Origin of the sequence: Bacillus sp. 22483 (genome assembly GCF_052044605.1) — a bacterium.
Lineage (GTDB): Bacteria > Bacillota > Bacilli > Bacillales > Bacillaceae > Bacillus > Bacillus altitudinis.
On record NZ_JBQENU010000001.1, the window covers coordinates 438,384 to 463,984 of the forward strand.

Genomic DNA, 25,601 nt, shown 5'->3' on the forward strand with positions numbered 1-25,601 from the left:
CATGAAAGAGAAAGGTTTTTTTGATTAAGCTTCTTCTTGTTTCATTTTTCTTATGTTCCAAGCAAAGTATGCTGTTGTTGCAGCCATCATGATGATGGCTACTGTTCCAAGAATCGCTGCTTGGTGCCATAAATAACTGTTATCACCGCTTGCAATGATCGTTCTAAATCCGTTGATGGTATACGTCATTGGAAGCAGACTGTGAATAACTTGGAAGAATTTTGGTACAAGCTCAAGCGGGAATGTACCCGCACTTGCTGCAAGCTGAAGAACCAAGATAATGACGGCAATAAAGCGTCCTGGGTTCCCCATCGTCGTCGCAAGAAGCTGAATGATCGCTAGGAATGTCAGACTGACGATGATCGCAAAGAGATAGAAGCGCCAGAGGCTTTCCACTTCAAGTCCAAGTCCAAAGATCAGCATGGAGCTTGCAATCACTGCCTGCAAGATACCGACTAAGAGAAGCACACTATATTTGCTGACAAACCATTCAAACGCATTTCTAGGGCGTCCTGCAGGATCTTTCATTGGGAATACAACAGTCAGCATAAGAGCTCCAACAAAGAGTCCCATTGATAAAATATATGGTGTGAGCCCTGTTCCATAGTTATCAATTTTTTTCGCTGTATCATTCTCTGTTTTGACTGGGCTTGCAATCATATTGTAGTTGTCCTGCCCCGCATCAATGTCTCCTGTTTCATCTGCAGCGCTTTTTAGCTTATCAGAAAGCTTTCCAGTTCCACTTTTTAAGTCACCTAATCCTTTATCAAGGGATTTTGACCCTTCAGCCAGTTTAGATGAGTTGCTTTGGATACTCGCTGATCCACTTTCTAGTTTATTCAATGCTGCACTAAGCTGGCTTGAACCATTTGCCAGTTTATCCGCACCACTTTTCGCTGTATCAAGCTTTCCATTTGCTGTTTGCAGGCCATCTTGTAATTTCCCTTGGCCCGTTTGAAGCTTCAGTGCACCTTGATACAATTTATTCGTACCGGATGTCATTTGATCAATCGCATTTTGTATGGCGACTGTCGATGTATACAGCTGTTCTGTTTTCTCTGGCAGCTGCTTGACTTGCTGTAGCTGTGCTTTTGCAGATGCAACCGCAGACTGAACTTCACTTGCGTCAGGCAGTTCCTGCAGCGCCGCTAAGCTTTGCTCAAGACCAGACAAATCAGGCAGTTCAATTTTAGGAAGACTGTCTAGCTGATCCATTGCCGCCTTTTTCTCTTCATCTGTCATCGAGCTGTTTTGAATAATACTTTTTACTTTTGCATCTCGATTAGATAATGCTTCTTTTAAAGAAGCAAGTTTGGTACTAAACGTTTTTGCATCTTCTTTCACCTGATCAATCTTAGGCGCCATCTTTTCAAGATTCGCTAATTCAGGTGAAGACAATACTTTCTCCACAGCAGCGATTTTTTCTGAAAATGACTGTGCTTTATTGTTCAGCTGCTCAATGCCTGCTGTGAATTGCGGCATTTTAGAAGAAAGCTGCTCATGTCCTTCACGGCTTGTGTTTAACCCTTCGGTCAATGTATCAATTCCTGTGCCAAGCTCACCAAATTTCTGATCAATCGTTTGATAGCCTGTTAAGAGCTGACCAAGACCGCTATCAAGAGATTGAATTCCAGTGTTCAGTTCACCCATTTTTCCTGCAAACTGATGAACACCTTCGCTATACGTTAACGTTCCTTCTGCCAATTTCGCCAGATTGTCTTTTAACTTTTGGCTACCGTCTTTTGCGCTTTTTGTTCCGTCATCAATTTTCTTCGCTCCATCGCTTGCTTGATCTAATCCTTTTGCAATCGTTTTGAAGTTATCAAAGATGACCTCTGCATAATTTTCTGTGACTTCCTTTGAAACCGAATCTTTTAATTTGATAATGGCGTTATTCGCAATTTGAGACGCAGCATAGTTTGCGCCTGGATTCGTATAATATTTCAGATTCGATTTTTTCGGATGTTTGTCTAGTACTGTACTCGCATTTTTCGAGAAATCTTTCGGAATCTCGACGACGAGATAATAGTCTTCGTTATTTAACCCTTTGATGGCCTTTTCTTCACTATCAACAAAATGCCATTTAAAACTATCGTTTTTCTTTAATTCCTTCACTAAATCATCGCCCACTTGAAGGGTTTTGCCGTCATAATGACTGCCTTCATCCAAGTTGACAACCGCTACAGGTAATTGATCAACTGTACCATATGGATCCCAGTAAGCTTTTAAAAATACACCACTATAAATCAGTGGAATAAATAAGACAGCTAAAATCGGGATCAGTAGTTTTTTGCTCGTCACAATGTCTTTCCATTGATTCCGAATTAAATTCATTGCTGTTTTCCTCCCATTGATGAATGACTAAATTAAGAATTCGGTCATTTGAACTCAAAAAAAATTATGTTGTTGCAGACAGTCCTTTTAGTACATAAAGCTCGAGCGATTCAGCGACCTCTTCTTTTGTTAAAGGCTCATATCGCTTTTCCCAGTCGAAAATAAGTGCAATATATAGTTTCACCATCACAAATGCCGTCAATTCAGGATCACAGGGCTTAATGTCGCCTTTTTCAATCGCTTCTTTTACTTTTGTTTTAATATAGCGAATGATCATCTGCTCCATTTTTTCAATCATTTCTTTCACTGCTGACGTGCCAAGCTCCGCATTTTCCTGAAAGATTTTAATTGTAAGTTGGTGGTTTTTTCGAAATTCTAATATTGCAAAGAGTGCTAAATGAAGGTTTTCTGAGAAACTATTCTTCTCATCTATTGCTTCATCTGCAATTTTCTTCATCTCCATTAACAGTGATGTGAAAATTTCATCGAACAGCTCTTCTTTGTTTTTGAAAAAGGTATAAATCGTTCCTTTTCCGACGTTGGCAAGCTTTGCTACAAGGTCCATTGTCGTGGCTTTATACCCGAACTGAGTAAATGCCTTTGTTGCTCCATCTAAAATCATTTGTCTCCTATCAACACTCATGATCTCACTCCCAAAATGACTATTTGAACGTTTCGGTCATTAAGTACAGAAAGTAATATACCATATCCTTTTCCTCAGATGCAACAACTTTGTTCAATTTTATTATTCACCACTCTTTTCTAAACATACAAACATGAAAAACTCCCTTTCCATGACAGAAAAGGGAGTTTGTTTTTTATGAAAATAGATAAGATACAGCTTCTGAGATGGCAGCTTTTCCTTGATCAATACAATCAGGAATCCCAACACCTTCGAAAGCAGCACCCGTGATATAAATACCAGGATATGATTGCTTAAACGTTTCTCGCATAGTCGAAATCTGTTTTTGATGACCCACATGATATTGCGGCATGCTTGTTTTCCAGCGAGTCACTGTCGTCAGCTCTGGATCTGCTTTAATATCCATGATTTTCTTCAAATCCTCCAGCACGATGCTCACGATTTGATGATCAGACTGTTCGACAATTGATTCATCGCCAGCTTTCCCAACGTATGCACGGAGCAATGTTTTTCCTTTAGGTGCAGTGTGAGGCCATTTCTTATTTGTCCACGTACATGCTGTAATGGAGAAATCACTATTTCTTGAGATGACAAAACCAGTACCATCATATTCATTGTGAACATCCTCTTCTTTAAATCCGAGTGCAACTGTTGCAACAGAAGTCGATGTCATGTCATGCAAGTACTCAAGCCCTGCTTCTTTTGGAAACATGGAATAGATCGATTGGTGAGGAGTTGTCACAATGGCAGAATCTGCAAAAAGCGTTTGACCGCTGTCTAATTGAACGCCATAGCCTCCCTCTGCTTTTTCGATCTGGGTCACTTTTGTCCCTTTGTAAATCTTCGTCAGCTTGAGTTTACTTTCGACCGCTTCAACAAGTGCTTGCAGCCCTTGATTGATTGTCTGGAACTGTCCTTGCTTTTTCGCTGTCACTTGTTGCGCTTTTGCATGCTGCTGTGATTTTTTCATCCCAAGAATCAAACTGCGATGCTTCTGTTCTGTTTGATAGAACTGCGGGAAGGTAGACATTAAGCTCAGGCGATCAATGTCACCAGCATAAATGCCTGATAGTAGCGGTTCAATTAAATTCTCCACCACTTCATCACCCACACGTCTTCTAAAAAATTCCCCCAGAGACTGATCTTCTGTCTGTTTGCTTTTTGGTAAAACGAAATCCATCGCTGCACGTGCTTTTCCGGCAACTGAAAAAAGCCCAGTTGTAATGAAAGGACTGATTTGAGTTGGAATGCCCATGACAGCCCCCTTTGGCATCGGATGAAGGGTTTCATTGACTAATACATACGCTTGCCCTGTTTCATTATTGACGAGCTGATCAGATAGGCCAACATCTTTTGCCAGCTGGGGTCCACTGACCTTTCTTTCTAAAAATGAATCGGGTCCACGTTCAATGATATAACCGTCTTTATATAATGTTTGAATTTTTCCACCTAGCCTAGGACTCGCTTCAATAAGAGATATTTGGATAGGAAGGCCTTTTTCTTCAATTTCCTTTTCCAAATAGAAGGCGGCGGCCAAACCCGTGATGCCACCGCCAATGATGACAAGGTGTTTTTGATTGTCATGCATAGGATCGCCTTCTTTTATATGATTACTTGCTTTCATTAAGCTTCTTTAATACGACTGTTGCCAGTGCATCAATAAATGCTGGTTTCGCATTTGGCATTTCTGGACGATAGTAGGCTGCACCAATTTCATCCGTGACGACTTTACATTCATAATCATTGTCGTATAACACTTCAAGGTGATCAGCGACAAATCCAACAGGCACGTATACAAAAGTTTTATAGCCTTTTTGCTCAAATAGGTCACGCGTGAGATCCTGTACGTCTGGTCCAAGCCACGGATCAGGCGTATTGCCTTCACTTTGCCAGCCAATTTCATAATGCTCAATTCCTGCACCTTCAGCAATCATTTTTGCAGATTGTGCAAGCTGTTCAGGGTATGGGTCCCCTGCTGCAATAATTTTTTCAGGAAGACTGTGTGCAGACACAATCAGCACTGCTGAATCTCTTTCTTCCTGACTCATGGATGCATACGTCTCTTTCACTTGTTTCACCCAATAGTCCACAAACTTCGGTTCATCGTACCAGCTTTCAACAGAAGTAATGTTCAGATGGCCAAGCTTTTCTGCTTCATCTTGTGCACGTTTGTTATACGATTTCACACTAAATGTGGAGAAGTGCGGTGCAAGGACAATACTCACCGCTTCTGTGATGCCATCTCGGTGCATGTCAGCGACCGCATCTTCAATGAAAGGCTCGATGTGTTTTAACCCAATGTATACATGAAATTCAATCTCGTCTTGGATCTCATTCAAATGTTCACACAAACCATTTGCCTGCTGTTCTGTAATTTTTGATAAAGGAGAAATGCCGCCAATTGCCTTGTAGCGGTCCTTTAAATCTTGCAGCATCTCCGGTTCTGGCTTTCTGCCTCTACGGATATGTGTATAGTAACGTTCAATGTCTTCTTCTTTATATGGGGTGCCATATGCCATGACAAGTAGCCCCATTTTCTTTTTCTCCACAACCAACACTCCTTCAGATCATTTGAAATCATTTAGATGGATGTCTTTTTATGTTTAGCTGAATAATCGTGAATAAAATCAGTCAGCTTCTTTAACGTGTCTGGTGAGACATCAGGGAATACCCCGTGACCTAAGTTAAAGATGAATTGATCTGATTTCATCCCTTGATCTAAAATCGCTGCTGCTCTTTCTTCAATCACTTCCCAAGGAGAAAGTAAAATCGTTGGATCAAGGTTTCCTTGTAACGTTTTTGTTAAGCCTTCTTTTCGCGCTTCGTCTATACTCATACGCCAATCCAGTCCAACGACATCAAGCGGCAAGTCATGCCAATCTTTCGCCAGATGGCTCGCACCGACACCATACATAATCATTGGTACGTTTTCAGACTTCAGCTCTGTGAAAATACGCTGCATGACAGGCTTAATGAAGGTCCGGTAATCTGCTGCATTTAAAGCGCCAACCCAAGAGTCGAAGATTTGAAATGCTCGGACGCCTGCTTTTACCTGAGCGCGTATGTATGTGATCGTCATATCGGCTAATTTATTCATCAAAAGCATCCATGTCTCTGGCTCACTGTACATGAGCGCCTTTGTTTTATGATAATTTTTAGATGGACCGCCTTCGATCATATAGCTTGCCATCGTAAAAGGTGCACCTGCGAAACCAATCAGCGGAACATTCAACTGCTCCTCTGTTAACAGCTTGATCGTATCAAGCACATACGGCAGGTCTTCTTCAGGATGAAGCTCTCCAAGACGCTGGATATCTGCCTTTGTCCGAATAGGCGAGTCAATCACTGGTCCAATTCCATTTTTAATTTCAACGTCCACTCCAATAGCAGGAAGCGGAGTCATAATATCTTTATATAAAATAGCGGCATCTACACCATATTGTTCTACAGGAAGTCTTGTTACGTAAGCACATAGCTCTGGCTGATGCGTAATTTCAAATAGCCCGTATTTTTCTTTAAGGGCACGATATTCAGGCTGCGAGCGTCCTGCCTGTCTCATATACCAAACCGGTACATGGTCTGTTTTTTCCCCTTTGCACGCCTTTAAGAACGTGTCATTAAAAGCCTTCGTTTTTCCCATTACCTTTCATTCCACCTTTCGCCTCACACTCTCTTTGTATAAGGCTCAAACACTGCTTTTACTATACCGCTTTTTCAGGGCTCGGTATACTAAAGCGGCTCAATGTTCAAAAAATCGCCGAATATTAACGTCCAAAAGCCTCTGGCTTGATATAAGCACTGCCTTCGCCTTCTTCTTGTGTTTGAGTATTGTATGGAACAACCTTATACTGCGCATCTGAAAACACATTCGCATACGGCATTGTGTAGCTGTTTGTTCCTGTTACTGAGTCGATCAGGGTCTCGCTTCCATTTCTCTTTTCATAAATACGATATTCAACGCGTTTGTCTTCCTGTTCATCCCATGACAGCTCCAATGTAAAGAGCCCTTTGATTTTAAATGCATACCGTGCTTCAAAGCCTGACAGTCCTTCTAAATGGATTGGCGATTGAAGTTCTTTAATTCCCTCTGGTTTTTGGAATGTTTCATTGGTTATTTGGGCTGTCGTTAAAATATCTTTCATTAACTGCACTGGATACTGACTGCCGCCAGTTAAATAATGACTGTTATCCGTTTTGTCATACCCCATCCAGATTGCCCCTGTTGTACTAGGTGTGTAGCCAGCAAACCAAGCATCTTTCGTTGCCCCTTTGACACCGGAATACGTAGTTGTGCCTGTTTTACCAGCCAAATCTCCAGCGTATGATCCGCTCTGAGCGGTTCCGCCTTTGACGACCTGTTGAAGCATTCTTGTCATATTCCAAGCATTTTGTACGCTAAACACTCGTTCTTCTTTGTTTCGATTTTTTTCAACGGTTTCACCATCATCATTCGTGATTTTCTGAATGAAGAACGGCTTTTTATAGACGCCTTCATTTGCAAATGTATGAAATGCTCCAGCTATCTGCAATGGAGAAACCCCTTTTTCTAACCCGCCAAGCGCTATGGCAAGTCCTTTATCCGAAATATCCATCCCCATTTTCTCAAGATAGGATTTAGACGTATCGATGCCAAGCTGGCTTAACGTCCATACGGCAGATGTATTTTTACTTTTCATGAGAGCCTCTACCATCGTGACCCTGCCCTCGTACTGTCCATCGTAGTTCTTTGGAGAATAGCCGTCATAGCTTTTTTCCTTGTCCTCAAGCAGTGAATACGGTCTGAATTTTTTCTCCTGCATCGCTGGACCATATACTGCGATCGGCTTAAAGACAGAACCAGGCTGTCTAACAGCTGTGACTCTGTTATAGCCTCTTGCCTGATATTCTCGTCCGCCTATTGCTGCTTTTACACCACCAGATGCGTTGTCAATAAACACAGCGCTGCCTTCAGGTGACCCGCTTTTTCCCGGGAAATAACGATTGTTTTTCATCGCATCATAGGCAACTTTTTGCAAATTCATATCGATTGGTACCGTAATGGTATAGCCGCCTTGAAGCAATTGTTCATGCGAAATCGAATACTGTGATTCTGCTTCTTTAATCATGAGATCTACATAACTGTCCACCCAAGGGGTTTCTGATTTCTTTTTTAAATGAATACCAAGTGTTCTTCCTTTTGCTTCAACTGTTTCTGTAGAAGACAAATATCCTTGTTCATTCATTAAATTCAGGATGGTATCCCGTCTTTGTTTATTTTTATCTGGGTGTAGAACAGGGGAATACGTTGAAGGTGCCTTTGGCATGGCAGCAAGTGTAGCTCCTTCACTGACAGTGAGATCTTTTACATCTTTACTAAAATAGTAATTGGCCGCTGCTTGGATCCCATAGACGCCATGACCAAAGTAAAGCTGATTCAAATACATTTCAAGCAGCTTGTCCTTTGAATAATCTCTTTCTAAATTGATCGCAATAATGACTTCTTTTGTTTTTCGAAGAAACGTTTTATCATTTGTGAGAAAGATATTTTTGGCGAGCTGCTGGGTGATGGTACTGCCGCCTTCTACCTTTCCACCTGCTAATATATCTCGATAAACCGCCCTTGAAATCGATTGTGCATCAATTCCGTGGTGCTCATAAAAGCGCTTGTCCTCTACAGCAACAAAAGCTTTCGCCACTTTATCTGGGACCTCTTTTAATGACACAGGGTCCCGATTTTCTGAATACATGCTTGTGAGTTCTTTTCCATTCTGATCAATGATTTTCGAGGAAGCGTGAAAAACGAGCTTCTTCTCATCTATGACATAATGTCCTAAAAATAAAATGGTCAGATAGCCAATAAATGAAAGCACGATTGTACTTCCTGCAATGACTAATGGAATGATTATCTTCTTTTTCTTCAAATTAGGTCACCTCATTCCTTTATACGGATAGTATGGGATGTATTGCTTCATAATATGTTTTATGGATTGACTATCAAAGAATTATATATCATTCTTTTGTTATACTATCAAGCAGGAGGCGGTTTAGATGAATTTCTATATTACATATGGAACAGCAGACTTTTTGCAAAAAATCGCAAAAAAACATCATCTTGAAAATCTGCTTTATACGGTCGGTAAGGAACAAGCGGCTCTTTTTCATGAAACGGAGGGTGAGACAGTCTTTAAAGCACCCCATGCCTATGATGTGATTTATACAAAAGGTGAGCTCGTCCAATCTGGCTTTGTCACGCTGAATCATATCCCTGTAAAGCTCGAAAGCAGAGCACTTTTTGAATCCACCTTTCAGAAAAAAACAAACATGTCAGAGCACCAGCGCGGCTTTCAGGCGCTTCGTGTGTTAAGACCAAAAAAGGATGAAGAAGTGTACTTGATATTGACCCTTTGGGAATCTGAAGACTTATTTCAAGACTTCCAAGAGTCAGAAGCGTTCTTTCAGCCGCACGAGGATACTGGCTCCATCTTCTCTCGTCCTGCCTATCTGACATCCTATCATGCAGTTATAGACCATTAAGGAAGTGCTGCTTTTCGCACTTCTCAGATTGTTGACAAAGGGCTAAAATGAACTTGATTTTAGCCCTTTGTCTTCTTTTCAGCGTGATAGAAAACCTTTGCAGTTTAGGAAGGACGAGTACTGGCGCGGAGCGAATTTCACATTCGTGAGCACCAGCACGCAGGACTGACAACGAATGCGAGGGTTTGGCTACACGCTGGGAGGTGCTGCTTTTCGCACTTCTTTTTTTCATAAAAAAAAGCCCTTCTGCTGGGCTTTCAACGCTTATCTCTAAGCTCGTACCGATGAATGATTGGCTGAAGTACATAAAAATTCAGCAAGATCCATCCTAATAAGATTGGCCATTTGAGCATAGGTGAAGCACCTTTCATCTGAATAAGTAGTACCAACAGTGGAATCAAACAAATCATCAAAAAGCTCATCTTCGAAACGAACGTTTCTTTGATTTGATGCCGGCAGCTTGGACAAAGCATCATTCTCGTATGCGATAAATGAAATTTTTCGACGAAAGAAAATGCTTTTGAACAATTTGGACAGCTTCCCAATGCCACTCCCCCTTTTCAAGCTTCATACTTAACCTTCGACTTTTATGTAAAATGACCTTTTCTGTCATTCTCGACATCCTCTTCTGTTGAAAGATTCTAACAATTACCATACAATCAGTAAAAGAGCCTAAAGGAGGTTTTCGGATCAATGACAGTATCCACTTTACACAAAAGGATCAATGAACGTCTTGATGAACATTATGAGGAAATGGTTGAAATTAGACGCTATCTCCATATGAATCCAGAACTTTCTTTTCAGGAAGAGGAAACAGCTGCTTACATCGCTCAATATTATGACAGATTACATATCCCAACACGCACACATGTAGGCGGACATGGTGTACTCGCTTTTATTGAAGGAGCTTCCCCTGGACCGACCATTGCACTGAGAGCTGATTTTGATGCACTTCCCATTCATGATGAAAAGGATGTACCTTACCGTTCAACAAAACCTGGCGTCATGCACGCATGCGGTCACGATGGCCACACAGCAACACTTCTCGTCTTAGCGAAGATCTTACATGAGCACCGAGATCAATTAAAAGGAAAAATCGTCCTTATTCATCAACATGCTGAAGAATATGCCCCCGGCGGTGCGAAACCAATGATTGAAGATGGCTGTTTAGACGGTGTTGACGTCATTTTCGGCACCCACCTTTGGTCCTCAGAGCCATGCGGCACTGTTCTTTATAAAAGCGGGAACTTTATGGCAGCCGCCGATCGTTTCTCTATTCAAGTGCAAGGGAAAGGTGGACATGGCGCACAGCCGCACATGACGAAAGATGCCGTACTCATCGGTTCACAAATTGTAGCCAATCTTCAGCAGGTCGTGGCCCGTAAAGTCAACCCGATTGATTCTGCGGTGGTATCTGTAGGGGGATTTGTCGCTGAAAATGCCTTTAACGTCATTGCAGATTCGGCCGTGCTGACAGGTACTGCACGTTCCTTTGAAGAGAGTGCACGCCATATCATTGAACGTGAAATTGAACAGGTGGTGAAAGGTGTCTGCCACATGCACGATGCCTCTTATACTTATGAATATGTAAGAGGCTATCCTGCAGTCAAAAATCACCCTGCACCAACTGAATATATAGCAGAAATAGCCAAACAGACAGAAGGAGTCACAGAAGTAAAAGAAGCCGAAACCCAAATGGGCGGAGAAGACTTTGCTTACTACCTTCAGCATGTTCCTGGTACTTTCTTCTACACAGGCGCTATGCCAGAAAACAGCCAAGATGTGTATCCACACCACCATCCAAAATTTGATATTAACGAAAACGCAATGCCTGTCGCAGCAAAGGTACTCGCTCATGCCGTCCTTTCCTACGATGAATGAAAAAAAGCCGCTGTTAGGCAGCGGCTTTTCTATTTCAATTCCTTCAACACACGCAAGTGAAACACATGGCGTGCGACTTCACCAAGCTGTCCTGTCAGCTGATGATTTGCCACCCCGCCAACAGCGGCACCGACCACAGGCATTAATTGAAACAGCTTCACAAGGTCAATATAATCTCGATATTCCTGCTGAAAGCTATACCAATCCATTTCTTCCCGGGTTGTTTCCCATTCTTCAATGAGTTTCATCATTTTTTGACGGTGTGCACTGCTTGAAAAGGCGAGTTGAAAAATACAAAGCAAAAAGAGCCTTTCCTCTTTTTGAGACAAATCAAATCCATATATACAAGCAAGCTCATATAGACATTTCATTTTAATACTCAAAAGGAGAGGGAAATCCGCCATTCCGAGAAACAATCCACCCGCACCTGTGCCAATTCCTTCAATCGCAGCGGCCTTTTGATAATATGTCACCTTTTCCTTTGCCAGCTCATTTCGCTCTACAATAGACAATTGTTCATCAATGACTGTAAATGAAGTAAAATGGCTTCCTGATACGGTGGATTCAACCATTGTTTTCACCGCACTTGTGATGACTTGATGAAATCGAGCAGGGATTCGGCGATTCACTTGCTGCTGAACGCCTTTTGAAAACCGCTCGATCTTGGATGGTTTTCTTAAAAAACGCATTTGAAAAAAAATGGCCTCTTCATACAGTTCCCGTTCAGCTGCATTCATCCCAGTTCCCTCCTTGGTGACATCATACGCTCGCTGTAAAAAACAAATCTCCGCTTATCTCATCTTTTTTAATCTGCTTTGTACGTAAGGCTTAAATAGGACAAGCACAAATACCAATGAAATGAGAACAGCAAGTCCGCTTCCCTTCCATCCACCTGCTGGGAAAACGGCGGAGCTCAGTACAAATGACTGGATGATGAGTACATTTCGTACGAGAACAAAAAAGCTTCGATCTTTTTCTTGCTGAGACACAGGATAAAGTGCCTGTAACGACAGATGAGCAAAGTGCTTTGTTAACGGGACAAGCTGTACACCTGTGATAAAGACTGTAAACAAGACAAGTAATGCCCCCACCCAACCTGCTGCACCTGTATACAAGAGGATGAGCACAAACACGACCGTTAACCTAAACACAAGACCAAAATAGTCATTTGAACGTAAAAACGCCCTCACATACATATAAGAAAAAGCTTTACGCTGTTCATAAGGGACAAACTGCAAGACCCAGTCCATATACGCCCTTCTTTTCACTTGTTTCTTTAAATGAGGGACATCTGTAAATAAGTTTGCCAAGCGGTAAAAACGCTGTTTTCGTTTTAACTCATCAGAAATATGCAATTCCCATTGAAAAGGCTGTTTTTTTACTGCATTTGTTAAGTAAATGAGATAGACAGCATATAAAAGATAAAAAACGATGGCAATGGCATAAGCTGCTTGTAAAACGGTATACATTAACATTGTATTGAGCAGAAAACGAATCACTGCATCAATCCATCTGACATGTTTCCCTTGAAAATAAGTGATTCTCCACTGAATCGCTGTATTCAGACCTTTTATTAAGATCATTTGCGCCAAAATGAGCACATATAGCATCAGATCGCCTGAGGAGACAGCCGAATATAGCGGAAGTGCAATAATGGACACGGCAATCAAAGGAAATAACTGAGAAATGAAGCTAAAGTTAAACGCTTGTTTTAAATAAGGGTCCATCTTAGCTTCCAAAGGAAGCATAAACACAAGATCTGCCTCTTTGATCAACGTTCGCACGTAAGAACTAGTCAGTACCAATGAGAAAACAACTGCCATGACCCAATAGGATGGGAAGTGAGCTGGAATATGCTTCAGCCAATTACTGTACCAGCTCGCCCCGCCTGCAAGGAAAAAAATGAGCACAATCACAAGATGATCATTGAACATATATTTTAAATATTTTCTTGTTTCTTGTACGTGTTCTTCTAATCTTGATTTCCAAATGGTTTGCGTTGTTTTACTCATAGCTTTCTTCCTTTGTTAATTCCAAATAAAGATCATCGAGTGTCGCATCTCTCATGTTGAACTGCTCTCTTAGTTCTGTCAGTGTTCCTTTCGCTCTAATTTCCCCTTCATGCAAAATAATAAAGGAATCACAATAACGTTCCGCTGTGGCTAAAATATGCGTTGACATCAGAACACTTGCGCCATTTTGTTTCGCCGCATTCATACGTTCTAATAGTGCGTTGATCGCAAGCGGATCAAGCCCTAAAAACGGCTCATCGATAATATACAACTCTGGCTCCACAAGAAACGCACACATAATCATCACCTTCTGCTTCATCCCTTTAGAAAAATGAGCAGGGAACCATTTCAATCGCTTCTCCATTCGGAATTCCTTCAGCAAAGACGGCAGACGTTCTTCTAATTGTTCTTTTGAAAGGCCGTAAGCCATCGCTGTCAGCTCTAAATGCTCTTTTAACGTTAATTCTTCATATAAGACAGGTGTCTCTGGAATAAACGTAAATTGTGAACGATACGCCTCTTGATCTTCTTGAAGGGTTCGTCCGTTCAGCTCAATGACCCCTTTATGAGGTTTCATTAATCCAATAATATGACGAATGGTTGTACTTTTTCCCGCCCCGTTTAAGCCAATGAGACCAACGATTTGGTTTCTTTCTAATTCAAATGAAATATTTTTCAGAACGGGATTCTTTGTATATCCACCCGTTACATCTTTTACAGTTAGAAGGGACATCAGTTCGTTCCTTTCTTTCTTTTTTCCTTTATAGTACCAAAAACGAAAGACAATTTGAAATGTTTACCTATAGACAACTCATGAATAAAACATCGGCATACTGGTCATCATAATGTATGTAGAAGAAATGAACTTGATGACCAATACGTAAATGAGGTGTTTGTTAAAGGCAATGACCGCATGACAAATTGGTTTTTCATCTAAAAACCTTAGCTTCTGTTTTGCTTCACTGATTCTTGATTTTTGTGTCCTATACAAATATGTATACGACGAACCAAAACGTCAAATGAGGTGTTTACGGCAGAAATAGCAGGCATATGAATTCTTTATTTCAGTAAATAGAGAATTCAAAAGGCATATCAAATGAAAGCATCAGCATTTCTTCTGCAGGAGCAGGATGAGCGACCAAAGGAGTTCGCTTGTCCTGTTTTCTTTTTTGCTTCTTTTTGTGATACGATAAAGGAAAAATAATGAGGAGTGACATGGCGTGAGCGACTGCATTTTTTGCAAGATCATTGATGGAGACATTCCATGTGCAAAAGTATATGAAGATGAGCACGTATTGGCTTTTCTTGATATTAGCCAAGTAACGAAAGGACATACCCTAGTAATCCCGAAAATACATAAAGAAAACATTTATGACATGACACCAGAAGTGTCTAATCATTACTTCCAAGCGATTCCGAAAATTGCTAGAGCGATTAAGCAAGAATTTGAACCAATTGGTTTAAACCTTCTGAACAACAACGGTGAAAAAGCCGGACAATCTGTGTTCCATTACCATATGCACATTATTCCGCGTTATGGCAAAGGCGACGGCTTTGGTGCCGTATGGAAATCTCACCAAGATCAATATACATCAGAGGATTTAAAAGACATTTCTTCTGCCATTCATACGCGCCTTACCTCATCTTAATGGATGAGGTTTTTCTTTTTTTCACCTCTTTTCTGTGCTTATCCTGTGAATCGTAAGATATTTAGGACGATTCAAATTTTTTGTCCAAATGCTTCAAATTTGTGATAGGATGGTTTTATCTTTTGATCCATTAACGCGAGAAATAGGGAGAGATTGTGATGAAGCGAACGACGAATTTTAATGCTGGTCCGGCGGCGCTGCCGCTAGAAGTGCTTCAAAAAGCACAGGAAGAACTTGTTGATTTTAAACAAACCGGAATGTCTGTGATGGAACTTTCTCATCGCAGTGGTGAGTATGAAGAAGTCCACAATAAAGCGAAAGCACTCTTGGTAGAATTGATGGACATTCCAGAAGATTATGAGGTCCTCTTTTTACAAGGCGGGGCAAGTCTTCAATTTGCAATGATTCCGATGAACTTCTTACATGAAGGCGAAACGGCTCATTTCATCCAAACAGGTGCTTGGTCAGAGAAAGCCTTGTCAGAAGCAAAAGGGTTTGGTGAAACATCAGTGTTTGCCTCAAGTGAAGACGACAACTATTCGTATATTCCAGATGTAGATGCTTCCGTTTTAAATGACGGTGCTTACTTGCACATCACATCGAACAATACCATTTTCGGTACTCAGTGGAAAACGTTCCCGAACACGTCACTCCCGCTTATTGCCGACATGTCCAGTGATATTCTCAGCAAAAAAATAGACGTGTCTTCATTTGATTTCATTTATGCCGGGGCACAAAAAAATCTAGGGCCTTCTGGTATCACGATTGTGATCGCGCGCAAACGTTTATTAGAGAAAGAAAAAAGCGGCACACCTAAAATTTTAAAATATTCAACACATGCCAAAGCCAATTCTCTTTATCACACACCACCGACTTTTGCGATTTATATGCTGTCCCTTGTCCTGGAGCATGTGAAACAGGCGGGCGGCGTAGAAGCAGCAGAAAAACGCAATGAACAAAAAGCAGCGCTTCTGTATGATACGATTGATCAAAGCGGCGGTTTTTACAAAGGGCATGCACGTGCTGACAGCCGTTCGCATATGAATGTCACGTTTACCCTGCGTGATGATGCACTCACTGCATCCTTTGTGGAGAAAGCAAAACAAGAACAAATGGTTGGACTTGCCGGCCACCGTTCTGTTGGCGGATGCAGAGCCTCGATTTACAACGCCGTCTCTATAGAAGACTGCCAAAAGCTTGCGGACTTTATGAAAAAGTTCCAGCAAGAAAATGAGTAAAAAGGCTTTTCTATCGTGAAATAAATTTGTTATAATAACAAGAAATATAAAGTCATGACTCTTGCAATAAATGATCAGCCATATTATTGGAGAGTTCTAAGAGCTTAGCAGAGGAGAGCATAGAAATGAAAACAAAAGAATTAGTGATTATGTCATTGCTTGCAGCAATGGGAGCTGTTTTGCATACGATTTTCCCGCCCATCTTTTTCGGAATGAAACCTGATATGATGCTGGTCATGATGTTTTTAAGCATCATCCTTTTTCCGAAGGTACAGCATGTCGTTGTGATCGCCCTAGTCACTGGGGTCATTTCCGCTTTGACAACAGGTTTTCCAGGCGGACAAATTCCAAATATGATTGATAAACCGGTGACAGCCTTTATCTTCTTAGCCCTTTTCTTATCTTGCCAGAAGATCAAGAACAAAGTCGTTCTGACCGCTGTACTCACCGCTGTTGGGACCGTCGTATCGGGCGTGATTTTCCTATCTGCCGCTTTACTGATTACTGGACTGCCGGCTGCGTTACCAGCACTTCTTGTAGGTGTTGTCCTGCCAGCAACTGTGATAAATACGATAGCAATGGTATTTGTCTTCCCGATTGCTCAGTCCATATTAAAGCGCGCAAGAATGATTGAAGTCGCTTAACGAATAACTGAACCTCTTCATTAGATGAAGAGGTTTTTTTCATATTGTTGACAAAGGGCTAAAATGATTCTTTATTTTAGCCCTTTGTCTTCTTTTCAGCATGATTGAAAGCCCTTGAAGTCTAGGAAGGACGAGTACTGGCGCGGAGCGAATTTGACATTCGTGAGCACATGCACGCAGGACTGACAACGAATGCGAGGGTTTGTCTAAATGCTGGAACCTCTTCATTAGATGAAGAGGTTTTTTTCATGCTTCTATAAAAGAAAAAGGGTAAGCAGCAAAATGGAGAGCGAAATCCCTGCACCTGCTGCACACACAATTGCTTTTTGTCTTAATACATGTTTTGGCGGATAAGACCCCGCATACCCAAGCTGCCTTACATAATGAATAGAACCACCTGCGAAAATCACACACATACACGTAAAAACGAACAGAAAGACAGACAACCTTCTCCCCTCCCTTTTCTTCAAAAGTATGCTAAAATAAAGCAAGCTATGTATGGAAGTTCAATGAAGCTGATCGTCAGCTCAGAGAGAACATGCGAATGTGTAAAATTTGACTAGAGGTGATTGGAATGGCTAGTGGACGTTCTTTATTAACAGGATTATTTGTAGGCGGTCTCCTCGGAGGTGCGGCAGTGCTCCTGACGACTCCCTCTTCTGGCAGAGATGTACGCGGAAAGATGAAAGACGGCTATGACAAATTCGAAGATACGCTGACAAGATTAAAAAGAGATGGACAAGCTTTAAAAGAGCAGATTGTTGAAACCGCAAAAGAAAGTGCTGAAGTCATTAAAGAGGTCGGAACTGAATTACAAACATCGATACAGCAATGGCGCGAGGAAATCAAACCTCATCAGCAGGACTTACAAAAGGAAATTCAGGAAATTGAGGAAAAGCTCAAACAACTGGAGAAAACCTTACAAAACTAATATACTCACAAAAAAATATTCGTTTACAAAAGTGTGCGGGGTGCGTATCCCGCACTTTTTTTGTTGAAAAAAGGTTATTTTGTCAATGTTTTTCATGACTTTTAAAAATTCTTGAATTTTCAGCTTTATTAATCTTTATTTTATTGGCATAATAGAATTACAAGAAAAAGAGAAGTAGGTGAAATGGATGAATCATTCGGAACAGCCTTTCGATGTAAAAGAAGCACTTTTATTCAGTCAAAGAATGGCCCAATTGAGCAAAGCTCTTTGGAAATCCATTGAAAAGGACTGGCAGCAGTGGATCAAACCGTATAACCTAAATATCAATGAACATCATATTTTGTGGATTGCGTATCAATTAAAAGGAGCTTCAATATCAGAAATTGCAAAGTTTGGCGTCATGCATGTATCAACGGCGTTTAACTTCTCTAAAAAATTAGAGGAAAGAGGATTTTTAAAATTTTCTAAAAAGTTAAACGATAAACGCAATACGTATATTGAACTAACGCCAAAAGGCGAAGAGACATTCCATAAACTACTCGAAGATTACGACCCGGCCCGAACTGGTATTGTCAAAGGCGCACAGCCGCTTCATGACATTTACGGAAAGTTCCCTGAAATTTTAGAAATGATGTGTATTATCCGAAACATTTATGGTGAGGATTTCATGGAGATTTTTGAGAAATCGTTTTCAAACATTGAGAAGGACTTTTTGAATGAACGTGGGAAAGTCACGAAAAAGCCTGAAGAACTTGAAGACTCAGCGGAGGAAAAAGCGGCTAAAGCAAATCAAATTGTTTAATGATCTTTATAAATTCATTCATTAACGGCTGAAACAGCCCTTGATCATGCAAAGCAAAAATCGTCTCATGAACATCCAGCTTTTCAATTAACTGTCCCGCAAACAGCGCAAGGAGATCGTCGAACATGACGTAGCCTTGTGCTTTTTGCTTGTCCATTTCATCTGAGAGCTCAGCACAAATACGCTCAATGTCCTTTGCCTCTTCTTTCGATACACGCTGCCGGATCAATAACGCATAATATGGATAACGGCTCATATCTGTCGCCGTCAGTAACAGTTCCATATAATATTCGAGCTGGCTCATTCGTTCCTCAATACTCATGTACGTTCCCTCTTTCTCTTAGTCACTCTATTTTAGCCGAAATTACTCATTGACGAAAGAGACGAACCTCCCTCTTATGTCTTTTTTTCTTGAAAAACCCAAAGTTTCCTCTCTTTATTCCATATGAATGTAACAATTTATTTTTTTTCATGAAAACCATTGATTTTTATCCTCAGGAAGAGTAAATTATCTTGAGATATTCAATTAGTTTTTTTGAGATTGGAAGGATGAAAAATGAATTGTTGGAAGACCATTAATCTTGAAAAGGATTATGGTTATACGAGAATGATGATTTCAGCCATATGTCTTACTGTATTTTTTTTCATTATGGCATTTTTATGTTTTCAACTGACTCATCCTGAAACGAGACTCAGCAGTCACAATGCACCACTTTTTGTCGTGCTTTTACTTGCGACATTGCTTGTCCACCGCATGGTTCACTTGATACCAGTCATGAAACATAAGAAAAAAATGACGTTATTTAAACGAAATTGCTGGCAGCGCGTGCCTAAGAGAGTGATGCTTTTCTCACTGCTCAGCCCGTTTTGTGTCATCTCACCTGTTTACTTTGTTTTAGGAATGGCATTTCCAATGTACGCACACTATTTTATCATGATCGCAAGTATTCATGCAGGCTATTGTTTGCCTGACTTTTTATTTGCTTGGAAACTGCTAAAAGCGCCAAAATCATGCATTATTGATCAAGCCCAAGACGAGTTTGATATTTTAGTTGACCCAACTTCCTCATCATGAGGTTTTTAAAGCCAACTTCTATCTTTTTCATAAAAAATTTGGTAATGTAGTATGGGAATAGCATAGAGAGGGGGGATCTCCGATAGTTTTATTTTACTTCATCGTCTTTGCCGCGTTTATTGTGTATTCAATAAACAGGCTTACTAATACATTATGCCTTGTCAGAGAGATTCCTGAAGAACGGCAAGATAAGGTGTTTCGCTTTATCAATGTATCGATACTGATCTTACTGATCTCATCATTTGTTGAAATTACCATATCTATTTAAGATCAAAGCAAAAGCTGCCTGTTTGATGGCAGCTTTTTGTGTATGATGATCTATTAGCAAATCCACGATGCACCGATAATGATCAATAAGATGAATAACACGACGACTAGTGCAAAACCGCCAGCAAAGACTTCTCCTCCCATGTGAAAACACCTCCTGCCAGTTCTTCCTCTGTTCTAAGCTCAGTGTATGCAAAAAATTTTAAAACGTTTAGGCACCTGTCATCGTTTTAAAAAAGAACCGCCCGCACGCATGGCAGGACGGCTCCTTTCTGTTACAGCGATTTAATTAATAAAGATATGCTGCACCAACGATGATCAGCAAAATGAATAGCACGACCAATAAAGCAAACCCATTAGAATATCCTGCTCCCATATAATTCAGCCTCCTTTTTGTGATCAATATATGTGTATGTTGGTCGCAAAAATTTGACTAGACGAATGCCCTCCCATTTGCATTTCTTTTTACAGCATGTCACAATATGTTATGATACAAGCAATGATAAATAAATTGGAAAGATTAGGAGTGTTTTTTGAATGAAAAAAATGGCTTTAGCAGCTGTAACAGCAGTAAGTGTTTTAACTCTTGGCGCATGCAGTAGCGGTGACAAAGAAGTGATCGCAACAACAAAATCAGGAGATGTCACAAAAGAAGAGCTTTACACAACACTTAAGAAACAAGCAGGTGGAGATGCTTTAAACCTACTTGTTCAACAAAAGGTTCTTGCTGACAAATACAAAGTATCAGATAAAGAAATTGATAAGAAATTGGAAGAATATAAAAAGACACTTGGTGAAGATCGTTTAAAACAACTTCAAGATGAATTCGGAAAAGATTACATCAAAGATCAAGTAAAATATGAGCTGCTGACTCAAAAGGCTGCCAAAGCTAACATCAAAATCACTGACAAAGAAGTAAAAGCGTATTACGATGACCTAAAAGGAAAAATCCGCGCAAGCCACATTTTAGTTGCTGACAAGAAAACAGCAGATGAAGTAGAAAAGAAATTAGATAAAGGCGAAAAATGGGATGACCTTGTATCTGAATATTCAACTGACACTGCTTCAGCAGCACAAGGCGGCGATGTAGGCTGGTTCGCAAAAGATGGCCAAATGGATGAGAACTTCAGTAAAGCTGCCTTCAAACTAAAAGTAAATGAAATCAGCAAACCAGTAAAATCTCAATTTGGTTACCATATCATTAAAAAGACCGAAGAACGCGGTAAATACGATGACATGAAAGCAGACTTGAAAAAAGAACTGCTTGATCAAAAACAAGCAGATAACAATGAAATTCAAACGATCTTAAACAAATTGGTGAAAGATGCTGATGTGAAAGTAAAAGATAAAGAACTTGAAAATACATTCAAAGAAAAATCTGAGCAAACCACACAACAAACACCAAACCAATAATGAACGAAAAACCCCTCTACATGAACTTGTAGAGGGGTTTTTTTATTCTTATTGATTATGCAATCGAATGGTCCTCATGCTTCGCCGTTTCCTGGGATCGTTTCATTTGCTGTCCTTGACGTCTACGCTCTCTCTCCTGCTCCATTCGTTCGATAAAGATTTCTCCCTCTTTTTCAATAAAGGATTGATCAATCTCTTGCTCCTCTTTGGCTGTCGTCATTAATTTATAGGCACAAAAGATAATACCAATGATACATGCATATACCCACCATGGAAAAAATAACATTGTCTTCGCCTCCTTTTTCAGGACTAATCTCTCTTCCTTCGTGTTACATGCTTATGCGAAAAGAAGACAAGTTATGAAAAAAAACGCCCGCATCAAACGGGCGTTTTATCATGATGATTCATTGTGAAAGGTTGGTTTATAAAACGAACGATTCTCTAGTGCAAAAATACGCTCTGTATATTCTCCTGGCTTCACATGCTCAAGCGCACGATCCATCATGTTCATTTTTGCATCTAAATTATCTATATAGTGGAGAATTTCGGCTTCCTTCACCATTGGTGGTTTAGGACTGCCCCACTCCCCTTTTCCATGATGACTCAGCACTAAATGCTGCAGAATCAGAATTTCCTCAGAATCAATGCCAAGCTCCTCTGCGGCTTTCGCAATTTCTGTCACCATAATAGAAATGTGGCCAATTAAGTTCCCTTCTACTGTATATGTGGTGGAGACAGGACCCGAAAGCTCTTTGACTTTCCCTAAATCATGTAGAATGATCCCTGAATATAAAAGATCTCGATCTAGTGATGGGTATAGATCAACAATGGATTTCGCTAAATGAAGCATCGATACCACGTGATAGGCAAGACCCGAAACAAACTCGTGATGGTTTTTCGTAGCTGCTGGGTAATCAGCGAATTCCTGTCCATATTTCTTCAGCAAATGTCTTGTGACACGCTGAATATTAGGGTTTTTCATATCAAAAATATATTGCATGATGGTATCCATCATATCGTGCTTTGGAATAGGAGCTGTTTCTAGAAAATCATCAATGCGGATTTGCTCGTTTTCAGCAACAGGACGTATATTCCTAAGCTTCAGCTGATTCCTTCCGCGATAATGATGAATATCACCTACTACCTTCACAATGGTTTGCGCAGCATATGTGATTTCATCATTCTGCTTTGCATCCCATAGCTTCGCCTCAATATCTCCACTTTGATCTTGAAGAATTAACGTTAAAAATGGTTTGCCATTACTCGCAATCCCTTTAGTAGATGATTTAATTAATAAATGCAGGTCAACTTGTTCGCCGACGTCATAGGTCATGATCCCTTTAGCCATTCAATAAATGCTCCTTCCATGTTTCTGCTCATATAAGTATAACATAAGTCATAATTTGTCAATCATTCCACTACTAAACTCGTAATCTGCCCGTCTTCCGCTGCTTGTTTCATATAATGATGACAAGTGAAATAAAACAGCTGTGTTTCAAAACGAGTGAGTTCACTCATCAGCTCCAGCACCCTGTCTAGACGGACATGATCAAAGTGAACGAAACTGTCATCCATCATAAATGGGAGCTGACAATCTTGCTGGTGGGACAAAGCAAGTGCAAAACGAATCGAGAGATAAATTTGCTCACATGTTGCTTGTGAAAGCTCCTCCGGGCGGAATAGGCGTCCATCCCTCCGTTTCACAATCAGACGGTCATCTTCGGCAGAAAATAAAATCACTTCATATCGATCATTCGTTAACGGCTGAATAAATCGGGAAGCTGTTTGGAGGAGTGCTGGTAGCCTCGTTTCTTTATGCTCATTGAGTTTCTCTCGAATGACGGAACGAACGAGCTGAATAGCCGCCCATTTTTTCGCTAGATGCTTTGCCTGCTCCTGCTCTACAGCAAGCTGATGAGTCAAATCAGACACTGTACCTGATGCTTCTATTTGGCGTATTTCTACTGCTAATTCTGCCAAGCGTTTTTTCATATTCGTCACATTCTCTTGCATGTCATTCAGACGTCTTTTTGCTTGTGCACACTGCTCCTCAAGGGTGCGTAAACCTTTACGGACAATGACCTCTTCCTCATCTATATAACCGCTTTTGTGCAGCTCTTGGTTCTGCTGCTGCAAATTGTACAGCCGCTCACGGTATTCTTTGGATAGATGAGACAGGACATGATAATCTTCTTTTGACGCTGCTTCTACTTTTCGAAAAAGCTCGTCCGTTTGTTTTTCATAATATTGAACTTCTCCTTCTAATGTTGTCAGCTGCTGCTCTACATGCTGAATGGATACGTGCAATGTCTGACGTTCTTTTTCTCTTTTTTCCTCATCTTTCAATATCTCTTGAAAGGCTGAGATATTCTCTTGAATGGTCCCTTCTTTTCTTTGAAGGAGACTCATGAGCGCTGAAACTCTTTGCTCGTAGGTCGATTGCTGCTGTGTGAGCATCTTTATTTCCTTGTTAAGCGCCTCATATGCCGCTGTATTCGCTTTTAATTGTTTCAAGATATGGAAAGCTTCCACAAGGAATGAGAGCTCTGAGGACAACCCCAGCTGCCTTCTCATATCTTCTACTTGCTGCTGTACAGGTTCCAGTTCCCGCTCCCAGTCTTCATATTGCTGTATCATTCTTTCGTATAAAAGCTCCTTTTGCTTCACTAGCGTTTCAGCTGAAGCTGTTTGAACTTGAAAAGAATGATAGGCGTTACTGTCGTTTGCTTCCTTCATCTGAGTCTGTTTAAGCACTGGATAAATAGCAATCAAGATAAATACGGAAAATCCTGCAAACAGTAACGTCACCCAGCTCTCTGCTAAAACGAATAAGACCGTGAGAATGATAGCACATAGCACGAACATCAGCGGGAATAACCACACTCTGGAATGCTTCTGTTTCACTGTAGCCCTTGTGCCCCTGACATCTTCTGCATCTTGCTCTTTAACGGGCTGTTCCTTTAATCCTTTTAGAGCGGTTTCCGCTTCTTCTAGCTCATGTCTTGCATGATCAAACCGGTCATCGAGCTGCGTTTTCCTATCCATTAAACGAACGTATTGGCTCACAGCCTCTTTTAATTCCCACTCAAAGTCAAGTGAATCATCCAGCTGGTCAAGCTTGATTGGACGCTGCCACTTCAGCTTCGCTGATGCTTCTTCTATTTTTTGTTTCAAAGAATTCTGCTCTGTTTTCCCTTCTGCTAAGCGTTTCTTCACAAGTTCAGCATCAGATGATTCAGCTATGACTCGCTTCATCTCCAATACCGTATCCTTGTCATAGAGTGGCTGAACTTGCGTGAGCGACGTTTGCAAATGATCTAATTTTTGTTTCAGTGCCGTCACTTGCGCCTTTTTTGGGTGAAGGTGTGATTCTAATTTATCAAGTTCATGCGCGGTTTCCGGTCTAAACCGTTTGACTCGTTCTGGATAACTAGCCAAATCTTTTTTTAACTCTATCTTGTTTTCTATCATAGGATAAAGTCGAATATGTTCAGTCAAAAGCTGAATCTCTTCTTCAGTCTGTCTCATTTCATGCTGAAGCATTTCTACCTTTTCGGTTAATTCAGCTTGTTCTTTTTTCTTTGCGGTATAACGACTTTCTACCAATTTGGCCTGTTTTAACTTACCTGACAGCTCTTTTACATGATCAAGCTGCTGATTTAATTCAGGCTTACGTCCATTCGGTTTAAAAAGCTGCTCCTGCTGTTTTAGCAGCCTGCTGTCCATTTTGGATGCCGAATCTGAGCCAAACAAACTTGAAAAGAGTAGAAATTCCCCTATTTGATCTTGATTTAATGCTTGTACATTTTGCAGACCAAACACGTCAAAAGAATAGATCGATTGGTATAATCTGCGATCCGTTCCCTTTAACATCGCATGTAGAAACGCTTCATCTTTCACTTCACCATTTGGCAGCAACACCTGAGCTTGTCCGCCATGATCAGATGTTCTTTCAATATGAATCACACCTAATTCTTCATCTAAACATGTAAGAGACCCGCCATAAAATGAGCCATGCTTTGGCTTATACATATGGCTTTTGGAAAAACCAAATAACATCGATTCAATAAACGCCTTCAATGTCGTTTTCCCCGATTCATTCAGGCCATAAACTAACTGAAAACCGTCATCAGAAAAGTGGAAGGTTTGATTGGAAAATTTCCCGAAATTCGCAATATGGAGTGAACGTATTTTCATCA

27 protein-coding genes are annotated in these 25,601 nt (G+C 40.7%); 10 read left to right on the forward strand and 17 right to left on the reverse strand.

Annotated elements, in window-relative coordinates:
- Positions 1 to 24: 24 nt before the first annotated feature.
- From ACTJJQ_RS02245 to ACTJJQ_RS02270, 6 genes are all read right to left on the reverse strand, one after another.
- Positions 25 to 2,334 carry a YhgE/Pip domain-containing protein gene (locus ACTJJQ_RS02245; protein ID WP_045034864.1) on the reverse strand — a complete coding sequence of 770 codons (2,310 nt, stop codon included), beginning with the start codon at positions 2,332 to 2,334 and terminating at the stop codon, positions 25 to 27.
- A 64-nt stretch (positions 2,335 to 2,398) separates the two neighbouring features.
- Positions 2,399 to 2,977, reverse strand: coding sequence for a TetR/AcrR family transcriptional regulator (locus tag ACTJJQ_RS02250; RefSeq protein ID WP_026050070.1), 579 nt, complete (start codon positions 2,975 to 2,977; stop codon positions 2,399 to 2,401).
- 175 nt (positions 2,978 to 3,152) lie between these two features.
- Positions 3,153 to 4,565 (reverse strand): protoporphyrinogen oxidase, encoded by a 1,413-nt coding sequence (gene hemY, locus ACTJJQ_RS02255; protein WP_008348859.1) that lies wholly within the window; start codon positions 4,563 to 4,565, stop codon positions 3,153 to 3,155.
- Between the two features lie 22 nt (positions 4,566 to 4,587).
- Positions 4,588 to 5,526 carry a ferrochelatase gene (gene hemH, locus ACTJJQ_RS02260; protein WP_045034863.1) on the reverse strand — a complete coding sequence of 313 codons (939 nt, stop codon included), beginning with the start codon at positions 5,524 to 5,526 and terminating at the stop codon, positions 4,588 to 4,590.
- Positions 5,527 to 5,558: 32 nt separating this feature from the next.
- Positions 5,559 to 6,617 carry a uroporphyrinogen decarboxylase gene (gene hemE / locus ACTJJQ_RS02265; protein ID WP_025207037.1) on the reverse strand — a complete coding sequence of 353 codons (1,059 nt, stop codon included), beginning with the start codon at positions 6,615 to 6,617 and terminating at the stop codon, positions 5,559 to 5,561.
- A 124-nt stretch (positions 6,618 to 6,741) separates the two neighbouring features.
- Positions 6,742 to 8,877, reverse strand: a complete 2,136-nt coding sequence (locus ACTJJQ_RS02270) for a transglycosylase domain-containing protein (protein WP_017360307.1) — start codon at positions 8,875 to 8,877, stop codon at positions 6,742 to 6,744.
- Positions 8,878 to 9,004: 127 nt separating this feature from the next.
- Here ACTJJQ_RS02270 and ACTJJQ_RS02275 point away from each other — a divergent pair, with 127 nt between their 5' ends.
- Positions 9,005 to 9,490 (forward strand): antibiotic biosynthesis monooxygenase family protein, encoded by a 486-nt coding sequence (locus ACTJJQ_RS02275; protein ID WP_007497177.1) that lies wholly within the window; start codon positions 9,005 to 9,007, stop codon positions 9,488 to 9,490.
- Between the two features lie 257 nt (positions 9,491 to 9,747).
- Here the strand turns inward: ACTJJQ_RS02275 and ACTJJQ_RS02280 are convergent, their stop codons facing one another.
- Positions 9,748 to 10,035 (reverse strand): hypothetical protein, encoded by a 288-nt coding sequence (locus tag ACTJJQ_RS02280; RefSeq protein ID WP_223255613.1) that lies wholly within the window; start codon positions 10,033 to 10,035, stop codon positions 9,748 to 9,750.
- Between the two features lie 148 nt (positions 10,036 to 10,183).
- On the opposite strand from ACTJJQ_RS02280, the gene ACTJJQ_RS02285 reads away from it, so the two are divergent.
- On the forward strand, positions 10,184 to 11,371 hold the full coding sequence (locus ACTJJQ_RS02285) for a M20 family metallopeptidase (RefSeq protein WP_440599916.1): 1,188 nt from the start codon (positions 10,184 to 10,186) through the stop codon (positions 11,369 to 11,371).
- A gap of 29 nt (positions 11,372 to 11,400) precedes the next feature.
- Here the strand turns inward: ACTJJQ_RS02285 and ACTJJQ_RS02290 are convergent, their stop codons facing one another.
- The 3 genes from ACTJJQ_RS02290 to ACTJJQ_RS02300 are packed head-to-tail and all read right to left on the reverse strand — an operon-like array spanning position 11,401 to position 14,116.
- Complete coding sequence (locus tag ACTJJQ_RS02290; protein WP_046527140.1) at positions 11,401 to 12,108, reverse strand: EcsC family protein; 708 nt, start codon at positions 12,106 to 12,108, stop codon at positions 11,401 to 11,403.
- A gap of 54 nt (positions 12,109 to 12,162) precedes the next feature.
- Positions 12,163 to 13,383 carry an ABC transporter permease gene (locus tag ACTJJQ_RS02295; RefSeq protein ID WP_008348875.1) on the reverse strand — a complete coding sequence of 407 codons (1,221 nt, stop codon included), beginning with the start codon at positions 13,381 to 13,383 and terminating at the stop codon, positions 12,163 to 12,165.
- The gene (locus tag ACTJJQ_RS02300) at positions 13,376 to 14,116 is read right to left on the reverse strand and encodes an ABC transporter ATP-binding protein (RefSeq protein WP_008348877.1); all 741 of its coding nucleotides are present in this window, start codon (positions 14,114 to 14,116) and stop codon (positions 13,376 to 13,378) included. Before ACTJJQ_RS02300 ends, ACTJJQ_RS02295 begins: the two co-directional genes overlap by 8 nt.
- 487 nt (positions 14,117 to 14,603) lie before the next feature.
- On the opposite strand from ACTJJQ_RS02300, the gene ACTJJQ_RS02305 reads away from it, so the two are divergent.
- The 3 genes from ACTJJQ_RS02305 to ACTJJQ_RS02315 all read left to right on the forward strand — a co-directional run bounded on the left by ACTJJQ_RS02305 (position 14,604) and on the right by ACTJJQ_RS02315 (position 16,914).
- Positions 14,604 to 15,032: an HIT family protein gene (locus ACTJJQ_RS02305; RefSeq protein WP_008348883.1), complete on the forward strand. Its 429-nt coding sequence runs from the start codon at positions 14,604 to 14,606 to the stop codon at positions 15,030 to 15,032.
- A gap of 158 nt (positions 15,033 to 15,190) precedes the next feature.
- A complete protein-coding gene (gene serC, locus ACTJJQ_RS02310) occupies positions 15,191 to 16,270 on the forward strand; it encodes a 3-phosphoserine/phosphohydroxythreonine transaminase (RefSeq protein ID WP_007497164.1) in 1,080 nt (359 codons plus the stop codon).
- Between the two features lie 125 nt (positions 16,271 to 16,395).
- The gene (locus tag ACTJJQ_RS02315) at positions 16,396 to 16,914 is read left to right on the forward strand and encodes a tryptophan transporter (protein WP_008348886.1); all 519 of its coding nucleotides are present in this window, start codon (positions 16,396 to 16,398) and stop codon (positions 16,912 to 16,914) included.
- A gap of 254 nt (positions 16,915 to 17,168) precedes the next feature.
- On the opposite strand, the gene ACTJJQ_RS02320 is transcribed toward ACTJJQ_RS02315, so the two are convergent.
- The gene (locus tag ACTJJQ_RS02320) at positions 17,169 to 17,360 is read right to left on the reverse strand and encodes a hypothetical protein (protein ID WP_008348888.1); all 192 of its coding nucleotides are present in this window, start codon (positions 17,358 to 17,360) and stop codon (positions 17,169 to 17,171) included.
- 128 nt (positions 17,361 to 17,488) lie between these two features.
- Between ACTJJQ_RS02320 and ACTJJQ_RS02325 the strand changes: the two genes are divergently transcribed.
- Entirely contained in the window at positions 17,489 to 17,845 is a 357-nt protein-coding gene (locus ACTJJQ_RS02325; RefSeq protein WP_007497160.1) for a YtxH domain-containing protein, read from the forward strand.
- Positions 17,846 to 18,032: 187 nt separating this feature from the next.
- Entirely contained in the window at positions 18,033 to 18,647 is a 615-nt protein-coding gene (locus ACTJJQ_RS02330; RefSeq protein ID WP_008348891.1) for an HTH-type transcriptional regulator Hpr, read from the forward strand.
- Here ACTJJQ_RS02330 and ACTJJQ_RS02335 read toward each other — a convergent pair.
- Positions 18,625 to 18,969 carry a YhaI family protein gene (locus ACTJJQ_RS02335; RefSeq protein ID WP_007497157.1) on the reverse strand — a complete coding sequence of 115 codons (345 nt, stop codon included), beginning with the start codon at positions 18,967 to 18,969 and terminating at the stop codon, positions 18,625 to 18,627. The two genes, ACTJJQ_RS02330 and ACTJJQ_RS02335, sit on opposite strands and share 23 nt — an antisense overlap.
- A 234-nt stretch (positions 18,970 to 19,203) precedes the next feature.
- Here ACTJJQ_RS02335 and ACTJJQ_RS02340 point away from each other — a divergent pair, with 234 nt between their 5' ends.
- Together ACTJJQ_RS02340 and ACTJJQ_RS02345 are read left to right on the forward strand one after the other, a co-directional pair.
- A complete protein-coding gene (locus tag ACTJJQ_RS02340) occupies positions 19,204 to 19,722 on the forward strand; it encodes a DUF3267 domain-containing protein (RefSeq protein ID WP_327855367.1) in 519 nt (172 codons plus the stop codon).
- 82 nt (positions 19,723 to 19,804) lie between these two features.
- Complete coding sequence (locus tag ACTJJQ_RS02345; protein ID WP_072368131.1) at positions 19,805 to 19,990, forward strand: hypothetical protein; 186 nt, start codon at positions 19,805 to 19,807, stop codon at positions 19,988 to 19,990.
- A gap of 53 nt (positions 19,991 to 20,043) precedes the next feature.
- Here ACTJJQ_RS02345 and ACTJJQ_RS02350 read toward each other — a convergent pair whose 3' ends face one another.
- Positions 20,044 to 20,133, reverse strand: coding sequence for a YjcZ family sporulation protein (locus tag ACTJJQ_RS02350; protein WP_017360317.1), 90 nt, complete (start codon positions 20,131 to 20,133; stop codon positions 20,044 to 20,046).
- A gap of 145 nt (positions 20,134 to 20,278) precedes the next feature.
- A complete protein-coding gene (locus ACTJJQ_RS02355; protein ID WP_008361129.1) occupies positions 20,279 to 20,365 on the reverse strand; it encodes a YjcZ family sporulation protein in 87 nt (28 codons plus the stop codon).
- A gap of 161 nt (positions 20,366 to 20,526) precedes the next feature.
- Here ACTJJQ_RS02355 and ACTJJQ_RS02360 point away from each other — a divergent pair, with 161 nt between their 5' ends.
- Positions 20,527 to 21,402, forward strand: a complete 876-nt coding sequence (locus ACTJJQ_RS02360) for a peptidylprolyl isomerase (protein WP_008348897.1) — start codon at positions 20,527 to 20,529, stop codon at positions 21,400 to 21,402.
- A gap of 55 nt (positions 21,403 to 21,457) precedes the next feature.
- On the opposite strand, the gene ACTJJQ_RS02365 is transcribed toward ACTJJQ_RS02360, so the two are convergent.
- The 3 genes from ACTJJQ_RS02365 to ACTJJQ_RS02375 form a co-directional block, all read right to left on the reverse strand.
- Positions 21,458 to 21,688: a sporulation YhaL family protein gene (locus tag ACTJJQ_RS02365; RefSeq protein WP_017360318.1), complete on the reverse strand. Its 231-nt coding sequence runs from the start codon at positions 21,686 to 21,688 to the stop codon at positions 21,458 to 21,460.
- A 108-nt stretch (positions 21,689 to 21,796) separates the two neighbouring features.
- On the reverse strand, positions 21,797 to 22,750 hold the full coding sequence (gene yhaM, locus ACTJJQ_RS02370) for a 3'-5' exoribonuclease YhaM (RefSeq protein WP_052321011.1): 954 nt from the start codon (positions 22,748 to 22,750) through the stop codon (positions 21,797 to 21,799).
- A gap of 62 nt (positions 22,751 to 22,812) precedes the next feature.
- Positions 22,813 to 25,599, reverse strand: coding sequence for an AAA family ATPase (locus ACTJJQ_RS02375; RefSeq protein WP_440599917.1), 2,787 nt, complete (start codon positions 25,597 to 25,599; stop codon positions 22,813 to 22,815).
- Between the last annotated feature and the right edge of the window lie 2 nt (positions 25,600 to 25,601).

Excerpts from the sequence above, each read along its gene's own strand:
- ACTJJQ_RS02360 (WP_008348897.1), top strand. The coding sequence starts at position 20,527 with ATGAAAAAAATGGCTTTAGCAGCTGTAACAGCAGTAAGTGTTTTAACT.
- ACTJJQ_RS02315 (WP_008348886.1), top strand. The coding sequence starts at position 16,396 with ATGAAAACAAAAGAATTAGTGATTATGTCATTGCTTGCAGCAATGGGA.
- ACTJJQ_RS02325 (WP_007497160.1), top strand. The coding sequence starts at position 17,489 with ATGGCTAGTGGACGTTCTTTATTAACAGGATTATTTGTAGGCGGTCTC.
- ACTJJQ_RS02375 (WP_440599917.1), bottom strand. The coding sequence starts at position 25,599 with ATGAAAATACGTTCACTCCATATTGCGAATTTCGGGAAATTTTCCAAT.
- ACTJJQ_RS02285 (WP_440599916.1), top strand. The coding sequence starts at position 10,184 with ATGACAGTATCCACTTTACACAAAAGGATCAATGAACGTCTTGATGAA.
- ACTJJQ_RS02340 (WP_327855367.1), top strand. The coding sequence starts at position 19,204 with ATGAATTGTTGGAAGACCATTAATCTTGAAAAGGATTATGGTTATACG.
- ACTJJQ_RS02365 (WP_017360318.1), bottom strand. The coding sequence starts at position 21,688 with ATGTTATTTTTTCCATGGTGGGTATATGCATGTATCATTGGTATTATC.
- serC (WP_007497164.1), top strand. The coding sequence starts at position 15,191 with ATGAAGCGAACGACGAATTTTAATGCTGGTCCGGCGGCGCTGCCGCTA.
- ACTJJQ_RS02330 (WP_008348891.1), top strand. The coding sequence starts at position 18,033 with ATGAATCATTCGGAACAGCCTTTCGATGTAAAAGAAGCACTTTTATTC.
- ACTJJQ_RS02335 (WP_007497157.1), bottom strand. The coding sequence starts at position 18,969 with ATGAGTATTGAGGAACGAATGAGCCAGCTCGAATATTATATGGAACTG.
- hemY (WP_008348859.1), bottom strand. The coding sequence starts at position 4,565 with ATGCATGACAATCAAAAACACCTTGTCATCATTGGCGGTGGCATCACG.
- ACTJJQ_RS02300 (WP_008348877.1), bottom strand. The coding sequence starts at position 14,116 with ATGTCCCTTCTAACTGTAAAAGATGTAACGGGTGGATATACAAAGAAT.
- yhaM (WP_052321011.1), bottom strand. The coding sequence starts at position 22,750 with ATGGCTAAAGGGATCATGACCTATGACGTCGGCGAACAAGTTGACCTG.
- hemE (WP_025207037.1), bottom strand. The coding sequence starts at position 6,617 with ATGGGAAAAACGAAGGCTTTTAATGACACGTTCTTAAAGGCGTGCAAA.
- ACTJJQ_RS02355 (WP_008361129.1), bottom strand. The coding sequence starts at position 20,365 with ATGGGAGCAGGATATTCTAATGGGTTTGCTTTATTGGTCGTGCTATTC.
- ACTJJQ_RS02290 (WP_046527140.1), bottom strand. The coding sequence starts at position 12,108 with ATGAATGCAGCTGAACGGGAACTGTATGAAGAGGCCATTTTTTTTCAA.
- ACTJJQ_RS02275 (WP_007497177.1), top strand. The coding sequence starts at position 9,005 with ATGAATTTCTATATTACATATGGAACAGCAGACTTTTTGCAAAAAATC.
- ACTJJQ_RS02295 (WP_008348875.1), bottom strand. The coding sequence starts at position 13,383 with ATGAGTAAAACAACGCAAACCATTTGGAAATCAAGATTAGAAGAACAC.
- ACTJJQ_RS02245 (WP_045034864.1), bottom strand. The coding sequence starts at position 2,334 with ATGAATTTAATTCGGAATCAATGGAAAGACATTGTGACGAGCAAAAAA.
- ACTJJQ_RS02250 (WP_026050070.1), bottom strand. The coding sequence starts at position 2,977 with ATGAGTGTTGATAGGAGACAAATGATTTTAGATGGAGCAACAAAGGCA.
- ACTJJQ_RS02350 (WP_017360317.1), bottom strand. The coding sequence starts at position 20,133 with ATGGGAGGAGAAGTCTTTGCTGGCGGTTTTGCACTAGTCGTCGTGTTA.